This is a genomic window from Streptomyces sp. NPDC014995, from assembly GCF_043080745.1.
Lineage (GTDB): Bacteria > Actinomycetota > Actinomycetes > Streptomycetales > Streptomycetaceae > Streptomyces.
In genome coordinates this window covers 1-16,043 of record NZ_JBIBVX010000023.1, presented here as the reverse complement: position 1 = coordinate 16,043, position 16,043 = coordinate 1, and the positions used below count along the sequence as shown (strand labels likewise).

Genomic DNA, 16,043 nt, shown 5'->3' with positions numbered 1-16,043 from the left:
CAGGCAACCGGCCTCGGCCCCGGCCGGGTCGGCACAAGCGAACCGAGGCCGGCGTCCGGTTGAACCCCGGGTTGGCGCACGGGAACGGCAGAGCGGCGTCAGGCCGAGCGGGCGGGCGACCCGAGAACAGAAGACCGGCGTCGGTCCCTGACGGGTCGGCGTTGGTGCGGGGAACAGGAGACCGGCGTTCGGCTGAGCCCGGGGTGGCGTGCGGGAACCGTAGAACGACCGGCAGGCCGAGCTGCGGGTGATTCCAGCGGGCCTGCCGCCCTGACGGCCGGGATCCTGGCGCGGGAACATCGGCGGCCGGGTCGGTGTCGGCGGTCGGGGACGCGCTCCGTGGCCGCCCAAGCCCCAGGCGGGCCCGTGCAGGTGGCGGCTCCTCCCCCGGCCGGCCGGTTCGTCGCGTCGGCTTTGGCTCAGGCGCCGTACTCGGGACCGCGCTGGGGTCGGAACTGGCGTGGTATGCGGACGGGCAGGGCGCCCAGCGCCCGGTCCGGGGGTGGGAGCGGAGGCGGAGGCGGGAACGGGCCACCGTTGGGGAACCGGGAGGCCGGGTCCTCGCGTGACGCCTGCCGTGCCGCCATCAGTTCGGCTATGTGGGCGCCGCTGCGCCGGCCCTCCAGGTGCAGTCGGCCGACGTTGACCCGCTCGTCGGCGAGCAGGGTGAGGACGGCGGAGGGGCCGGCCGCGTACGTGGCGACGTAGCCGCCCGCCCCGCGGACCAGCAGTTCGCAGAACTCGCCGCGGGCCGTGAGGTCCACCATCCGGTAGCCGACGCCGAGGGCGGCCGCGGTGAGGGCCGCGAGTCCTTCCGGCTGGACGTCGGGCATGTCCTGGGCGAGGACGAGACCGTCGACGCTCGCCGCCAGCGCCCCCGACAGCCGGGGCATGCGCGCACGCAGCCGGTGCAGTTCGTTCAGGACCTCGGCCTCCACGGCCATGACCGGTCTCCTTTCGCCACACGAGGCTGGGGAAGGAAGTGCTGCGGCGCATGCCGAACCGCCCCCGCCCGCACAGCCACGCGGCCGCACCGAGAGCGTGATCCCGAGATTACGGAAGGTGCTGGGGCGACGGGACGGCTTTTGGCATTTTCCCCTGGAACATCCCGGGGTCGCTTGTCGCCACAACGCTGCTCCTGACCCACGCGCCGGCCTTCGCCGGCAGCGTCTGGCGTCTGCCCTGCGGCCGACGGGGCTGCTGACGGCCCCCGGCACACGCGCGGCTCGGCCCGGGTCGCCAAGGGCGGCATGTCGGCCCGGGAGACCTGCGACGCCGAGGGCGTCGTCCAGGCCGCCCGACGGACCCGCCCGTTCGGGCCACCCCGCCGGTTCGACGGCCGCTCAGCGAATCACCAGGACGTGGTCGCCGCGCGGCAGCAGCTCGCCCACGACGGGCGCGCCGGGGATTTCGCCGGCCACCAGCAGCCCGCCGGAGGTCTGCGCGTCGGCCAGGAGCAGTGCCTCGCCCTCGCTCACCGCCGACAGGTCGCTGTGCGGGCGGACCCACTCCAGATTGCGCCGGGTGCCCCCGCTGACGTATCCCTCGCGCAGCGCCTGCCGGGCACCGTCGAGGTAGGGCACGGCGGCGGCGTCGATCAGCGCCGTGACCCCGCTGGCCCGCGCGAGTTTGTAGGCGTGTCCGAGCAGCCCGAACCCGGTGACGTCCGTCGCGCAGGTGAGTCCGGCGGCCACCGCCGCTTCGGCCGCCTCGCGGTTGAGCCGCGTCATGGTCTCGACCGCCTGCGGGAACACCTCGCCGGTGGCCTTGTGCCTGCTGTTCAGCACGCCGATGCCGAGCGGTTTGGTCAGCGACAGCGGCACACCCGGCGTGCCCGCGTCGCTGCGCAGCAGCCGGTCCGGGTCGACCAGGCCGGTGACGGCCATGCCGTACTTGGGCTCGGGGTCGTCCACGCTGTGGCCGCCGGCGACGTGACAGCCGGCGGCAGCGGCCGTGTCCAGGCCGCCGCGCAGCACCTCGCGGGCCAGTTCGAGGGGGAGCACACCCCGCGGCCACGCCAGCAGGTTCACCGCGAGCAGGGGACGGCCACCCGTGGCGTACACGTCCGACAGCGCGTTCGCCGCGGCGATCCGGCCCCAGTCGTAGGCGTCGTCGACCACGGGTGTGAAAAAGTCGGTGGTCGCCAGCACCGCCGTGCCGTCCCGCAGCCGGACCACGGAGGCGTCGTCGCCGTCGTCCAGCCCGACCAGCAGTTCGCCCAGGGGATCGCGGACCGGCACGGCGGCCCCCAGGCCCCGCAGCACTTCCTCCAGTTCCCCCGGCGGGATCTTGCAGGCGCATCCGCCGCCGTGCGCGTACTGGGTGAGGCGGACGGTTTCCCGGGACGACGTCGGTGAGGTCACATCGACCATGATTCCGCATACGCTCCATTAGCGACCAGATGCGGCTTTTGCGAAGATGGCCGCGTGGCGCGGGGAGGCGTATCCGGCCTGGTGACCGGCCCGGTCTTCAAAACCGTTGAACGGCAGGAGCTGCCGTTGGCGGGTTCGATTCCCGTCCGCCTCCGCCACGGCCCGCGACGAGCAGAGGGGGTGCCATGAGCGATCCGCGCAGGCTCATCCCCGGCACCGACTCCGTGCTGGCCGATGCGCGCATCGCCGCCGCCGTACGGACGCTGGGGCGCCCCCTGGTGAAAGCGGCCGTCGCCGAGGCCCAACGCCGGGCGAGGGCCGGTGAGATCGCCCCCGAGGACGTGGTGGACGCGGCGGTCGGTCACCTGCCCGAGCGGGCCTGCGGCCTGCGGCCGGTGATCAACGCCACCGGGGTGCTGGTGCACACCAACCTCGGCCGCGCGCCGCTGTCGGAGGCCGCCCGGGACGCCGTGCTGGCCGCGGCCGGGTGCACGGACGTCGAGTTCGACCTCGCGGAAGGCCGCCGGGCCCGCCGCGGACGCGGGGCGCTCGCCGCGCTGGCCGAGGCCGTCCCCGACGCCGGAGCGGTGCACGTGGTGAACAACAACGCGGCCGCGCTGCTCCTGTGCGCCCTGGCGATGGCCGCCGGACGGGAGATCGTGATCAGCCGGGGCGAGCTGGTCGAGATCGGCGACGGGTTCCGCATTCCGGAGCTGCTGGCTTCCACCGGCGCGCGGCTGCGCGAGGTCGGCACCACCAACCGCACACACGCGCGCGACTACGCCGAGGCCATCGGCCCCGACACCGCCTTCCTGCTGAAGGTCCACGCGTCCAATTTCCACATCGGCGGCTTCACCGCGGCGGCGGACGTGACCGAGCTGGCGGCGCTCGGACCTCCGCTGGTGGTGGACATCGGTTCCGGGCTGCTCGCCCCGCACCCGTCGCTCCCCCGGGAACCGGACGCCGCCACCGCGCTGCGCGCCGGGGCGGCGCTGGTGACCGCCAGCGCGGACAAACTGCTCGGCGGTCCGCAGGCCGGGCTGCTGCTCGGCGAGTCAGGGCTGGTCGAACGGCTGCGACGGCATCCCGCGGCGCGGGCCCTGCGGGTGGACAAGCTGACCCTGGCCGCGCTGGAAGCGACGCTGCGCGGTCCGGAGCCGCCCGTACGCGCCGCGCTGGCCGCCGACGAGACCGTCCTGCGTCAGCGCGCCGCCCGGCTGGCCGAACGGCTGCGGGCCGAGGGAGTACCGGCGGAGGCGCTGCGCACGGAGGCGGCCGTGGGCGGTGGGGGCGCGCCCGGGGTGGCCCTGCCCAGCGCGGCCGTCGCCCTGCCCGCGCGGTACGGCCCGCTGCTGCGCACCGGTGCGGTCCCGGTGATCGGCCGGCTGGAGCGTGGACGCTGCCTGCTGGATCTGCGCACGGTCGGGGCGCAGGAGGAGCGGTCGGTGCTGGAGGCCGTACTCGCCGCGCAGGGCGCCGACCGCGGGAGTGGGCCGCCGTGCAGGTGATCGCCACCGCCGGTCATGTCGATCACGGCAAGTCGACGCTGGTGAGGCTGCTCACCGGGATGGAGCCGGACCGCTGGGAGCAGGAGCGCCGGCGCGGGCTGACCATCGACCTCGGTTTCGCCTGGACGACCCTGCCCGGCGGACCGGAGGTGGCGTTCGTCGACGTCCCGGGCCACGAGCGGTTCGTGCCCAACATGCTCGCCGGCGTCGGCCCGGTCCCCGCCGTGCTGTTCGTGGTGGCCGCCGACGAAGGGTGGATGCCGCAGTCGACCGAGCATCTGGAGGCGCTCGACGCGCTGGGCGTGCGGCACGTGCTGCTCGCCGTCACCCGCTGCGACCTGGCCGACCCGGAACCGGCACGGCGGCAGGCGCTGGCCCGGATGGCGGCGGCCGGCCTGGGACCGGTCGGCTCGGTGACGGTGAGCGGGCGCACCGGCGAGGGCCTGGACCGGCTGCGCGCCGCACTGGTGCGGCTGGTGGGAGCCCTGCCACCCGCCGATCCGGACGCCGACGTCCGGCTGTGGGTGGACCGCTCGTTCAGCATCGTCGGCGCGGGCACGGTGGTCACCGGGACGCTGACGGCCGGCACCCTGCGCGCCGAAGCGGAGCTTCGCCTGGCGTCCACCGGGACGGTGATGCGGGTACGCCGGTTGCAGACCCTGGGCCGGGAGTCGCCCGAGGTCCGTGCGGTGGCCCGGGTGGCGGTCAATCTGCGCGGCGTCGAGCAGCACGCGGTCGGCCGCGGCGACGCGCTGCTCACACCGGGCAGGTGGCTGACCACGTCCGAGGTCGACGTCGCGCTGCGAAGAGGTGACGGCGGCGCCACGGCCGGCGCCGGTGAGCGCGGTGACCTCCCTCGCGAGCTGGTGCTGCACGTGGGATCCGCGTCGGTTGCCGCCCGCGTCCGGCCGCTGGGGGCCGACAGCGCCCGGCTGCGGCTGGACCGGCCCCTGCCGCTGCGCGTCGGCGACCGCGCGTTGCTGCGCGACCCGGGCCGGCATCGCATCGTCGCCGGCGTCGACGTACTCGACGTGACGCCGCCCGGGCTGCGCCGACGTGGCGCCGCGCGGTCCCGCGCCGCGGAGCTGGCCGCTCTGACCGATGCGCCGGCGCGGACGGTGGCCGAGGCGATCCTGCTCCGGCGGCGCTTCGCGACCGCGGACGAGCTGCGCTCCATGGGGCTGCCCGAGGCGGGCGAGCCGGTGGGTGACGGTCTGCGGGTTCACGCGAGCGTGTGGCGCGACCTGCTGGCCTCCGTCCGTGTCCTGGTCGACCAGTGGCGCGACGATCACCCCTTGGAGTCCGGCGTGCCCGTGGAGGCGGTACGGCAGCGGCTGCGGCTGCCCACCACCGGCGTGGTGGAACGGCTTGCCGGTGCCGCGTCGCTGCCGGTGGTGGACGGGCGGGTGTGCGTGCCGGGCCGCCCGGCGGTGCTGCCCGAACCCGTCGAGGCGGCGGTGGCCGTGCTGACCGCCGCGTTGCGCGACGCCCCGTTCGCGGCGCCGGACGCCGCCAGGCTGGCGGAGCTGCGGCTGGGGACCCGGGAGCTGGCCGCCGCGGTGCGCGCGGGCCGCCTGCTGAAAGTGGCCGACGGTGTCTTCCTGCTGCCCGGCGGCGATGCGCGGGCCCGCGAGGTGCTCGCGGAACTGCCCCAGCCGTTCACCCTCAGCCAGGCACGGCAGGCGCTGGGCACCACCCGGCGGGTCGCGGTACCCCTGCTGGAGCTGCTGGACCGCCGGGGTGCCACCGAGCGGCTGCCGGACGACACCCGTCGGGTACGTACCACGCCGCCGTGACCGGCGCTCGACATGCCCCCGGCGAGCCCCGGCGTTACGTTGGCTGCGACGGCGGAAGGGCGCGAGGCGGGAGAGCGCCATGGGCCTGCGGCAGTGGATCGACGGCTGGCCGGTGTACCGGCAGCTCACCGGCGACGACGCGCTGGGCAGGGGAAGCGCGGCACGCTCGCGTGGCACCGAGCGGCTGTCCGCCCGTACCGAGCACGCCGACCGGGTCGTGCGGTCCGTGTGCCCGTACTGCGCCGTGGGCTGCGGCCAGAAGGTCTACGTCGAGGACGGGAAGGTCACCCAGATCGAGGGCGACCCGGACTCCCCGATCTCACGCGGCCGGCTGTGCCCGAAGGGGTCGGCCAGCAAGCAACTGGTGACGGGCCCGGGCCGGATCAGCACCGTCCTGCACCGGCCCGCGCACGGCACGGGGTGGGAGCGGATCCCGCTCGACCGGGCGATGGACATGATCGCCGACCGGGTCGTCAAGACCCGCCGGGAGTCGTGGCAGGACACGCAGCACGGCGTTCCCGTCCGGCGCACGCTCGGCATCGCCTCGCTCGGCGGAGCCACGCTGGACAACGAAGAGAACTACCTGATGAAGAAGCTCTACACGGCTCTGGGCGCGATCCAGATCGAGAACCAGGCGCGGATTTGACACTCTGCCACGGTTCCCGGTCTGGGGACCTCGTTCGGCCGTGGCGGAGCCACGACGTTCCAGCAGGACCTGGCCCAGTCCGACTGCATCGTCATCCAGGGGTCGAACATGGCCGAGTGCCATCCGGTCGGCTTCCAGTGGGTGATGGAGGCGAAGGAACGGGGTGCCACGATCATCCACGTCGACCCACGCTTCACCCGCACCAGCGCGCTGGCGGACGTCCACGTGCCGCTGCGGGCCGGGACGGACATCGCCTTCCTCGGCGCGCTGATCAACCATGTGCTGAGCAACGACAAGGACTTCCGCGAGTACGTCGTCGCCTACACCAACGCGCCGGCGATCCTGCGGGAGGACTTCGCCGACACCGAGGACCTGGACGGGCTGTTCTCCGGCTTCGCCCCGGAGAGCCGCCACTACGAGACGACCAGCTGGATGTACGAGGGGGTCGAGGCCTCGGCCGCGGCCGGCGCCCGGGACCGGTGGCCGGCCTCGGCAGGAGAGGGCGAGAAGGACGCCGTCGCCCGGCAGCACGGAGGGCGGGAGCTGCGCGAGACCGCCCGCGCGGAGTCGTACGGAGCCGGCGGCGCCGCCCTGGGCGGGAAGCCGGCCATGGACCCGACGCTGCGCCATCCCCGCTGCGTGTACCAGGTGCTCAAGCGGCACTTCGCCCGCTACACGCCGGAGCTGGTCGAGGACGTCTGCGGCGTCTCCCGCGAGCTGTTCGCCCGGGTGGCCGACGCGATCACCGCCAACTCGGGGCGCGAGCGCACCACGGCGCTGTGCTACTCCGTCGGCTGGACCCAGCACACCGTCGGGGTGCAGTACATCCGCACCGCGTCCATCCTCCAGGCGCTGCTGGGCAACATGGGGCGGCCGGGCGGCGGCATCCTGGCCCTGCGCGGACACGCCAGCATCCAGGGCTCCACGGACGTCCCCACGCTGTTCGACCTGCTGCCCGGCTACATCCCCATGCCGCACGCCCACCAGCACCAGGACCTGGAGGCGTTCGTGGCCGCGGACGCCGGCACGACCGGCTTCTGGGGCAACATGCGCGCGTACGTGGTGAGTCTGCTCAAGGCCTGGTGGGGAGAGGCCGCCACCGAGGAGAACGACTACCGCTTCGACTGGCTGCCCCGGCTGACCGGCGACCACGGCACCTACCGGACGGTGCTGAACCAGCTCTCCGGGGAGTGCAAGGGCTACTTCCTCGTCGGGGAGAACCCGGCGGTCGGCTCGGCCAACGGCAAACTGCAGCGGCTGGGCCTGGCGAACCTGGACTGGCTGGTGGTGCGGGACCTGCGGATGATCGAGAGCGCGACCTTCTGGAAGGACGGGCCGGAGATCGAGACCGGTGAGCTGCGCACCGAGGAGATCCCGACGGAGGTGTTCTTCCTGCCGGCCGCGGCGCACACGGAGAAGGACGGCAGCTTCACCAACACCCAGCGGCTGCTGCAGTGGCACCACGCCGCGGTCGCCCCGCCGGGCGACGCCCGCAGCGACCTGTGGTTCTACTACCACCTCGGCCGGATCATCCGGGAGAAGCTCGCCGCTTCCACCGACCCGCGCGACCGCCCGCTGCTCGACCTCACCTGGGACTATCCGACCGAAGGCCCGCTGGCCGAACCGAGCGCCGACGCCGTGCTCGCCGAGATCAACGGGTACGGGCCGGACGGTCAGCCGCTGTCGACGTCGACCCAGCTGCGCGACGACGGCTCCACCGCCTGCGGGGTCTGGATCTACTGCGGGGTCCGCGCCGACGGGCACAACCACGCGGCGAACCGCCGGCCGCGCGCCGAGCAGAGCCGGGTCGCCCCCGACTGGGGCTGGGCGTGGCCGGCCAACCGCCGCATCCTCTACAACCGGGCGTCGGCCGACCCCGAGGGAAGGCCGTGGAGCGAGCGCAAGCGGTACGTGTGGTGGGACGCCGAGCAGGGCCGGTGGACCGGGGAGGACGTCCCGGACTTCGAGGCGGACAAGCCGCCCGACTACCGGCCGCCGCCGGGCGCGAAGGCGCAGGACGCCCTGGCCGGCACCGACCCGTTCATCATGCAGAGCGACGGCCGCGCCTGGCTGTTCGCGCCGGCCGGGCTGGCCGACGGGCCACTGCCCGCGCACTACGAGCCGTACGAGTCGCCGGTGGACAACCCGCTCTACGGGCAGCAGACGAACCCGGCGCTCCAGGCGCACGACCGCCCGGCCAACCGGTACCACCCGGCCGGCAGCGAGGTGTATCCGTATACGTTCACCACCTACCGGCTCACCGAGCACCACACGGCCGGCGGCATGAGCCGGACCCTGCCCTATCTGTCCGAGCTGCAACCGGAGTTCTTCTGCGAGGTCTCCCCGGAACTCGCCGCGGAGCGCGGTCTGGAGCATCTGGGCTGGGCGACCATCACGACGGCCCGCACGGCGGTCGAGGCGAGGGTGCTGGTGACCGACCGGATCAGACCGCTGCGGGTCCGGGGCCGCACGATCCACCAGGTGGGCCTCCCCTACCACTGGGGCCCGGAAGGACTGTCCACGGGTGACGCGGCGAACGAGCTGCTGTCCGTGGTCCTCGACCCGAATGTGCGCATCCAGGAGTCCAAGGCGGCGACCTGCGACATCCAGCCGGGCAGGCGTCCACGGGGTTCGGCACTGCCCGCCCACGTGGCGGCGTACCGGCGGCGCGCCGGCCTCCCCGACGACACCCCGTGGGGCACAGGAGAGGGGCGGCGATGACCTCCGATCACAACAGGCTGTCCGGCCCGCTGGCCGACCCCAGCGCGGACGCGGGTTACCCGGACACCCACCCGCCCCGGATGGGGTTCTTCACGGACACCTCCGTCTGCATCGGCTGCAAGGCGTGCCAGGTGGCGTGCAAGGAGTGGAACCTCGTCCCGGCCGAGACCGGGGAACTCGACCTGCTGGGGCAGTCGTTCGACAACACGGGCGCGCTGAGCGCCAACAACTGGCGGCACGTGGCGTTCATCGAACAGAAGACCGAGCAGCAGGCGCCACCGGACCGGCCGCCGGTCGATCTGGGCATGCCGGCCATGGGGCCGCCCGGGCAGGAGGCGGGGGCCGCGGAAGGCCAGGTGCGCTGGCTGATGTCCAGCGACGTGTGCAAGCACTGCACCCACGCCGCCTGTCTGGACGTCTGCCCGACCGGGTCGTTGTTCCGTACCGAGTTCGGGACCGTGGTGGTGCAGGAGGACATCTGCAACGGCTGCGGGTACTGCGTGCCGGCATGCCCCTACGGCGTGATCGACATCCGCCCGGGCGACGGCCGGGCCTTCAAGTGCACGCTGTGCTACGACCGGTTGGGGGCGGGGCGCGAACCGGCCTGCGCGCAGGCGTGCCCGACCGACTCCATCCAGTTCGGGCCGCTGGAGGAACTGCGCGAGCGGGCCGACCGGCGGGTCACCGAGCTGCACGAGCGCGGCGTGGACGAGGCGCGGCTGTACGGCCGGGATCCGCAGGACGGCGTCGGCGGTGACGGCGCGTTCTTCCTTCTGCTGGACGAGCCCGAGGTGTACGGGCTGCCGCCCGACCCGGTGGTCACCACTCGTGACCTGCCGTCGATGTGGCGGCACGCGGCGACGGCCGCCGCCGGTGTGGCGGTGAGCGTCGCGCTGTCCTTCCTGGGGCGGGGAAGCGGCCACGGGCGACGGCGATGACGGAACGGGGCGGTGCGCAGAGGAGGAAGCCGTGACGGGGAGCGGTGAGCGGGAGCAGCCCGTGGTTCCGCGGGCACAGTTCCGGTCGTACTACGGCCGGCCGATCATCAAGCGTCCCACCTGGAAGGTGCCGGACGTGCCGGGATACCTGTTCCTCGGCGGAACGGCCGGCGCGTCGGCGTCCATGGCGGCGGTCGCCGAGCTGGTGGGGCGTCGGGAGCTGGCCGGGGCAGGCCGGTGGGTCGCCGCCGTCGCGTCGGCGGGGAGCGTCGCCGCCCTGATCCACGACCTCGGCCGTCCCGAGCGTTTCCCGCACATGCTGCGCGTCTTCAAGCCGACCTCCCCGCTGTCGGTGGGCTCCTGGATCCTCGCGCCGTTCTCCGCGCTGGCCACCGCCTCCGCCGCTTCGCAGGCCACCGGACGGCTGCCGGGACTGGGCCGGCTCGCCGGACTCGGCTCCGGCGTGCTCGGGCCGGCGATGTGCACCTACACCGCGGTACTGCTCTCCGACACCGCGGTGCCGGCGTGGCACGAGGCGTATCCGGAACTGCCGTACGTCTTCGCGGGCAGCGCGCTGACCAGCGCCGCCGGTGCCGCGCTGCTCTGCGCGCCCGGCGCGGACCACGGGCCGCCCACCCGGATGGGTCTCCTCGGCACGGGCATGGAGCTCGCCGCGATGCGCCGCATCGAGCGGCGGCTCGGGCTGGTCGGTGAGCCCTACGTCACGGGCCGCCCCGGCCGGCTGCTGACCCTGAGCAAGGCACTGACCGCGGCCGGGGCCGGATTGTCACTCCTCCCGCATCGCCGGGCGGCCCCGCTCCTGGCCGGCGCGTGCTACCTGGCAGCGGGACTGTGCACCCGGTTCGGCATCTTCGCGGCGGGCATGGCGTCCGCGCAGGACCCCGCGTACGTGGTGACGCCGCAGCGGCAGCGCCTCGGGCCGGGCGGGGACGGCGCGACGAACGGGGGATGAAGGCTCATGGCGTCCCCGGTCCGGGGCGGGCGCGACCGGGTCCCGGGAAATCGGCCCGCTCCCCGACTCCGCGGTGAGCAGCGGCACGGGCCACGGCGTCGCCCGGCAGCAGGGCGGACTCGAAGCGCCGGCGGGTGTGGCCGATCCGGAGGGGCTTGACGCGCCCCGCCAGGCAGACCCGCCGCCCTCCGGGCTGCGCAGTGCGTTCCACGCAAGCCCTGGTCGCTCATCGTGAGGCGGCGGGTCACCAGGTCGGCCGGCGGGTTGCCGGTGAAGAGCTGACCGTCGGCGGTGCCCACGCCGTCAGTGGTCGTACTCCGCGCCGACGAGGACGAAGGCCATCGTGACCGGTCGGCCACTGCGGTTGCGCCAGGCGTGGCGGGTGCCGTTCTGGATCACGATGTCTCCCGCCGAGAGCCGGGTGCAGTGGCCGTCGTCGAGTTCGAGCACGATCTCGCCGTGCAGCACGATGCCGTAGTCCACGGTCGGCGTGGCGTGCATGCCGTCCGGCTCGATGAGTTCGGCGATGCCGGGCGAGTCGGCCCGCTGCTCCCGGTCGAAGGCGACGGGGTCGAACGCCGGGTCGGCCAGAGCGGTCTCCGGCGGGAAGGTCAGGACGATGAACCGGGTGCCGCCGGGCGCCGGGAGCAGGCTGGTGATGTCGGGTGTGGGGTCCTCTCCGGTCCGGCTGACCTGTTCGCCGGGTTCGGTGGCCCACGGCAGACGGGAAATCCAGCCCGGCAGACTGGTGAACTCCCGGCTGCGGGGGACGGGGCCGTCGCTGACGACGACCGATCTGCCGTTCTCGTCATGGCCGGTGACGACTCTGCGCATGGGTCTTCTCCTCCGTCGGGTCCGTCGAATCGGTCAGTCAGTCGGACCGGCCGCCGCCGGGTCCGGTCGGGGACGCGAGAGTGGTCGCCCAGACGTCCAGGACGTCCGCCACCGTGGCGGCCGGCGCCCGGAGCAGGGCCGATGCCACGGTGCGTACGAACAGCAGGTGCCGGTCGTCGGTGAGGTACTCCACCGGGGACTTGCCGTCCACGCGCGCGAGCAGCAGCGCCGGCAGCAGCGATGCGGCCCGCGTCTCCAGGGCCGTCCGGGGCTCCCAGTCGACGTGCCGGACGTACTCCTCGGCCAGCGCGTGGGCGGACCGCAGCAGTTCGGCGCGGCGTCCGGGCACCACGAGAGTCTTCAGGAGCAGATGGTTGACGCAGAAGGCCAGGTCGAAGGCCGGGTCTCCGTACCAGGCGCACTCCGCGTCGAGCAGCACGGGCCCTGACGGGCCGACGAGGATGTTCTTGGGGCTGACGTCGCCGTGCACCAGGGCCAGGCGGGTGGTGGCCGTGCGGTCGGCGAGGCCCTGGAGGGTGTCGCCCAGAGCGGGGTGCGCTGCCGCGGTCGCCAGGAGATACGGCTCGATGCGCAGGGCATGGAAGTTGTCGTCGGTGGCGAACCGGGCGGCGACGGCCGCGTCGCCCGCGCTCGCCGCGTGCAGGGCGCCGAGTACCTCTCCGACGGCCGCCGCGGTCGCCACCTCCACCTCGCCGCCGAGCAACCGCGCCTTCCACATCGGGTACCGCTCGGGGGGCAGGTACGCCATCGCGAAGAGGCCGGCTTCGGGATCGTGGGCCAGCAGCTCGGGCACGCTGTCGGGGCGGTGCCGGGACGCGAACCGCATCCACGCCCATTCGTAGGCGTTGCGCGACACCGGAGCCTCCCAGTCGGCCGCGACCCGCAGCCGGGCCAGGGCCCGCTTGACGCACAGGGATCGTCCCGGCAGATCCACCCGCCACAGGTCGGACGAGACACCGCCGGCCAGCGGCGTCCAGCGTGCGGCTTCGCCCCGTGCGGCGAGCTTGTGGGCGAGCAGGAAGCCGGCCAGCACGGGGTCCGGACCCACCTGCGCGGAGACCGGGCTCATCGCCGGTCTCCCGGCTCGGTGGTCAGACCGCGTGGGCTGTTGCAGGCGTGGGCGGGCGCGTCGCCCGCCAGGATCCGTACGACCTCCTCGGCGGCGCGGCGGCGCAGTTCCGTGACCGAGGCGTCGGAGGAGAAGGCGACGTGGGGAGTGAGCAGCGCGCCCGGCTGCTCCAGCAGCTCGGTGGGGACCTGGGGTTCGGACTCCAGCACGTCGAAGGCGGCCGCGTCCAGGTGCCCGCTGTCCAGCGCCTTGACGACCGCGTCGGTGTCCACCAGGCCGCCCCGGCTGACATTGACCAGCAGGCCGCCCGGCTTCATCAGCGCCAGTTGTCCGGCTCCGATGATGTGGTGCGTGGAGGGCGTGAGCGGCACATGGAGGATCACCACGTCACTGCGGCGCAGAAGCTCCTCCAGACCCACCGGCTCGACACCGGCGGCGTCCTTCGGCGGGTACGGGTCGTGGGCCAGGATCCGGCAGCCGAACGCCCCGAGCTTGCGCGCGGTGGCGCGGCCGATCCGGCCGAAACCGACGACGCCGCAGGTCAGCGTCGACAACCGGCGCAGCCGGGCGCTCGCGGGGTCCCAGCGGCCCGCACGGACCTCGCGGTCGAACACCGCCAGGCCACGCGTCCAGGCCAGCACCATGCCGACGGCGTGGTCCGAGACCTCCTCGACGCAGTAGTCCGGAACGTTGGTGACCCAGACGCCCTGCTCGGTGGCGGCGTCCACGGCGATGTTGTCGAGGCCGACCCCGAGCCGGGCCACGATCCGCAGATCCGGCGAGGTGGCGATCGCGGCGGTGGAGACCGGCGCCCAGCAGGTCAGGATCCCGGCGGGCCGGTGCTCGGCGACCAGCTCCTCGATCACCTCGGCGGAGGCGGGCTCGGCGGGGCCGGTCACGAGGGTGTGGCCCGCGCCCTCGATGACGGATCGCTCGACGGAGTCGTCGGGCCAGGCGTGGTCGGTGAGCAGCACGGTGCCTGGGCGGCTCGGTGGTTTCATGGGGTCGTCCTCGCAGAATCGTGCGGTCGCCGGCCGGCGGCCGGGCGTCCCGCCCTTGGCATCCGGTCAGCAGGTTCGATCGTCGTCCGGCAGGGCGGTCGGCGGCATGTCCGATGAGGCCGTCGGCCGCCCTGGGCGGGAGGGAAGGTCACTGGGCTCGGGTCGGGTGCCGGCGCTCGCCGACTTGTGGTCGGTTCAGGCGCCGCGGTACGTCCCTGGAACGGGTCACGGGATGCCGGGGCACGTCGCATCACTCTGTCACAGCCACGTGATGCTAACGATAGCATTCAGGTCCGCCGACGCGTCAAGGGCACGGGCGCACACTCGATCGCCGACGCCCCCGCCGATGGTCACCGAGAGGCGAGGACCCTGTCCCCCGCGGGGAAATCGAGGACCCTCGAAGAAATCCGCTGTCCGCATCTTGACGCGCCAGGGACTTCCCTTCATGGTTTCTGCCAGCGCCGACCGCGTGACCCATATCCATCCGCGCGAGGTCCGGCTGTCGACGACGTCATAGCCACGGACGTCCCCGACGGGCGATACACGACTGAATTCCCGCCTGCGGCGTCCGACCGCACGGCGGCCCATCGCCCCCATTCCACCGATCGGCGACCGCGTCAGCGTCGTCGGTTCAGGTCCGTGTTCAGCTCACCGCTTCTCGTCATCGTCCGTACGGCCCCGTACCGGCGAGACATCCGCCGCGGCCTGCCGTGGCCCATTCCTCCTCAGGAGCCGCTATGACTCACGCAGCGCAAGTCGACACCAGTGCAGAGCCCGCCGGAGAAACACCGGAAAGCAGCCGCGTGCCCCTTTCCAAGGGCATGATCGGGGCGGGTTTCCTGCTGGTGGTCCTCTCCTACATGGTCAACGCGATGGACCGCCAGGTCTTCCCTCCGCTGCTGCCCAACATCCGTGCGGAGTACGGGTTCTCCCTGGAGCAGGGCGGGCTGCTGGCGACGAACTTCACCCTCGGCATGGCTCTGGCCGGTCTGCCGGCGGGCTACCTCCTGGACCGCTTCCGGCGCAAGACCGTGCTGCTGGTCAGCATCGTGATCTACTCCCTGGGCACGATGGCCACTCCGCTCGCGACCGGTTTCGCCGACATGACCGCGTACCGGGTCGTCTCCGGCTTCGGTGAGGGCATGCAGTCCGCCGCCATCTTCGCGGCGATGGGCGCCTTCTTCACCCACCGGCGGGGCCTGGTCTTCGGCGTCATCGGCGTGGGCTACTCCATCGGCGTGTTCATCGCCCCGCTCATCGGCGTCCAGCTCATGAGCATGCACGGCACCTGGCACTCGCCCTTCTACCTGTTCGGCACAGCCGGACTGCTGATCGCCGCCGCCTCCCTCTTCCTCGTGAAAACCGGTCTGACCGAGCACTCGACCGAGAAGGTCGTCTCCACCAGGACCTACGAGTACATGCCGGCCTCCCCCTACAACCGCAACACCGTGGCACTGGCGGTCCACTCCGTCGTCAGCGGTGTGGCCATCTACGGGTTCCTCGGCCTCTACCCGACGTACCTCATCAGCTCGCTGCACTACACCGCCGGGCAGGCCGCACTGGCCATGAGCCTTCTCGGCTTCGGCGGCATGACGGCCGTCCTCGGGGGCTGGCTCGGCGACCGCGTGAACCAGCGCAGCCTGCTGATCCTGAGCCTGCTGGCCGTCTCGGCGATCAGCTTGAGCATCTACGAGACGCAGGCGGGACTCGGCCTGCAGTGCGTGTTCGCCTTCCTCATGGGCGCCTTCGGGCTGGGCTTCATCTACCCGAACACCAACAGCGCGATGCAGCGGGCCGTCCGCCCCGAACAGATCGGACGCGCCTCCGGCCTCTTCGTCACCAGCTACTACGGACCGGCGGCGTTCTCGGGCCTGCTCTTCGCCGCCCTGGTCGACTCCTTCGGCTGGAGCCGGGCCGGGCTCCTGCAGGTCACGCTCCTGCCGCTGCTGGGCGTCGCCGCTCTGATCTTCGTCCGCCCGTCGCAGTTCAACAACGCCGACCGCTAGGTCGTTTCTGATGGCTCTTGCTGGGCTGGGTGGATCTCGTAGTTGGCCGGGCAGGACGCCCGTATGGTGCGGCGACACGAACTCACGGACGCGCAGTGGCGGAAGATCGAACCCCTCCTGCCCGGCAACGGCAAGCCGGGTGGGCAGTGGGCGGATCA

Annotated in this window: 11 protein-coding genes and 1 tRNA gene; 7 read left to right on the top strand and 5 right to left on the bottom strand. The window is 73.2% G+C overall.

The genetic code is table 11. From position 1 onward, the window contains the following. Positions 1–419 precede the first annotated feature (419 nt). Positions 420–944 (bottom strand): roadblock/LC7 domain-containing protein, encoded by a 525-nt coding sequence (locus ACF1A1_RS35240; protein WP_392005612.1) that lies wholly within the window; start codon positions 942–944, stop codon positions 420–422. Between the two features lie 399 nt (positions 945–1,343). Continuing rightward, on the bottom strand, positions 1,344–2,372 hold the full coding sequence (selD, locus tag ACF1A1_RS35235) for a selenide, water dikinase SelD (protein WP_392005610.1): 1,029 nt from the start codon (positions 2,370–2,372) through the stop codon (positions 1,344–1,346). 63 nt (positions 2,373–2,435) lie between these two features. Here selD and ACF1A1_RS35230 point away from each other — a divergent pair. The 6 genes from ACF1A1_RS35230 to nrfD all read left to right on the top strand — a co-directional run bounded on the left by ACF1A1_RS35230 (position 2,436) and on the right by nrfD (position 10,954). Then, a tRNA-Sec gene (locus tag ACF1A1_RS35230) sits at positions 2,436–2,530 on the top strand. Positions 2,531–2,557: 27 nt separating this feature from the next. Next, positions 2,558–3,880 carry an L-seryl-tRNA(Sec) selenium transferase gene (selA, locus tag ACF1A1_RS35225; RefSeq protein WP_392005608.1) on the top strand — a complete coding sequence of 441 codons (1,323 nt, stop codon included), beginning with the start codon at positions 2,558–2,560 and terminating at the stop codon, positions 3,878–3,880. Further along, positions 3,871–5,676, top strand: coding sequence for a SelB C-terminal domain-containing protein (locus tag ACF1A1_RS35220; protein ID WP_392005606.1), 1,806 nt, complete (start codon positions 3,871–3,873; stop codon positions 5,674–5,676). The genes selA and ACF1A1_RS35220 overlap by 10 nt, the downstream gene beginning before the upstream one ends. 79 nt (positions 5,677–5,755) lie before the next feature. Next, positions 5,756–9,043, top strand: coding sequence for a formate dehydrogenase (gene fdh / locus ACF1A1_RS35215; RefSeq protein WP_392005604.1), 3,288 nt, complete (start codon positions 5,756–5,758; stop codon positions 9,041–9,043). Then, complete coding sequence (locus tag ACF1A1_RS35210; protein ID WP_392005602.1) at positions 9,040–9,981, top strand: 4Fe-4S dicluster domain-containing protein; 942 nt, start codon at positions 9,040–9,042, stop codon at positions 9,979–9,981. The genes fdh and ACF1A1_RS35210 overlap by 4 nt, the downstream gene beginning before the upstream one ends. A gap of 31 nt (positions 9,982–10,012) precedes the next feature. Next, entirely contained in the window at positions 10,013–10,954 is a 942-nt protein-coding gene (gene nrfD / locus ACF1A1_RS35205; RefSeq protein ID WP_392005600.1) for an NrfD/PsrC family molybdoenzyme membrane anchor subunit, read from the top strand. Positions 10,955–11,257: 303 nt separating this feature from the next. Here nrfD and ACF1A1_RS35200 read toward each other — a convergent pair whose 3' ends face one another. Genes ACF1A1_RS35200 through ACF1A1_RS35190 form a run of 3 tightly spaced genes read right to left on the bottom strand, consistent with a single transcriptional unit; the run spans position 11,258 to position 13,879 of the window. Then, positions 11,258–11,788 (bottom strand): cupin domain-containing protein, encoded by a 531-nt coding sequence (locus tag ACF1A1_RS35200; protein WP_392005598.1) that lies wholly within the window; start codon positions 11,786–11,788, stop codon positions 11,258–11,260. A gap of 37 nt (positions 11,789–11,825) precedes the next feature. After that, positions 11,826–12,878: a phosphotransferase family protein gene (locus tag ACF1A1_RS35195; protein ID WP_392005596.1), complete on the bottom strand. Its 1,053-nt coding sequence runs from the start codon at positions 12,876–12,878 to the stop codon at positions 11,826–11,828. Next, on the bottom strand, positions 12,875–13,879 hold the full coding sequence (locus tag ACF1A1_RS35190; RefSeq protein WP_392005594.1) for a C-terminal binding protein: 1,005 nt from the start codon (positions 13,877–13,879) through the stop codon (positions 12,875–12,877). The genes ACF1A1_RS35195 and ACF1A1_RS35190 overlap by 4 nt, the downstream gene beginning before the upstream one ends. An 803-nt stretch (positions 13,880–14,682) precedes the next feature. Here ACF1A1_RS35190 and ACF1A1_RS35185 point away from each other — a divergent pair. Next, entirely contained in the window at positions 14,683–15,885 is a 1,203-nt protein-coding gene (locus ACF1A1_RS35185) for an MFS transporter (protein WP_392005593.1), read from the top strand. The last annotated feature ends 158 nt before the right edge of the window (positions 15,886–16,043 follow it).

What these genes read in the sequence shown, in the direction of transcription:
- ACF1A1_RS35240 (WP_392005612.1), bottom strand. Translation starts at nt 944, where the DNA reads ATGGCCGTGGAGGCCGAGGTCCTGAACGAACTGCACCGGCTGCGTGCG.
- selD (WP_392005610.1), bottom strand. Translation starts at nt 2,372, where the DNA reads ATGGTCGATGTGACCTCACCGACGTCGTCCCGGGAAACCGTCCGCCTC.
- selA (WP_392005608.1), top strand. Translation starts at nt 2,558, where the DNA reads ATGAGCGATCCGCGCAGGCTCATCCCCGGCACCGACTCCGTGCTGGCC.
- ACF1A1_RS35210 (WP_392005602.1), top strand. Translation starts at nt 9,040, where the DNA reads ATGACCTCCGATCACAACAGGCTGTCCGGCCCGCTGGCCGACCCCAGC.
- ACF1A1_RS35200 (WP_392005598.1), bottom strand. Translation starts at nt 11,788, where the DNA reads ATGCGCAGAGTCGTCACCGGCCATGACGAGAACGGCAGATCGGTCGTC.
- ACF1A1_RS35195 (WP_392005596.1), bottom strand. Translation starts at nt 12,878, where the DNA reads ATGAGCCCGGTCTCCGCGCAGGTGGGTCCGGACCCCGTGCTGGCCGGC.
- ACF1A1_RS35190 (WP_392005594.1), bottom strand. Translation starts at nt 13,879, where the DNA reads ATGAAACCACCGAGCCGCCCAGGCACCGTGCTGCTCACCGACCACGCC.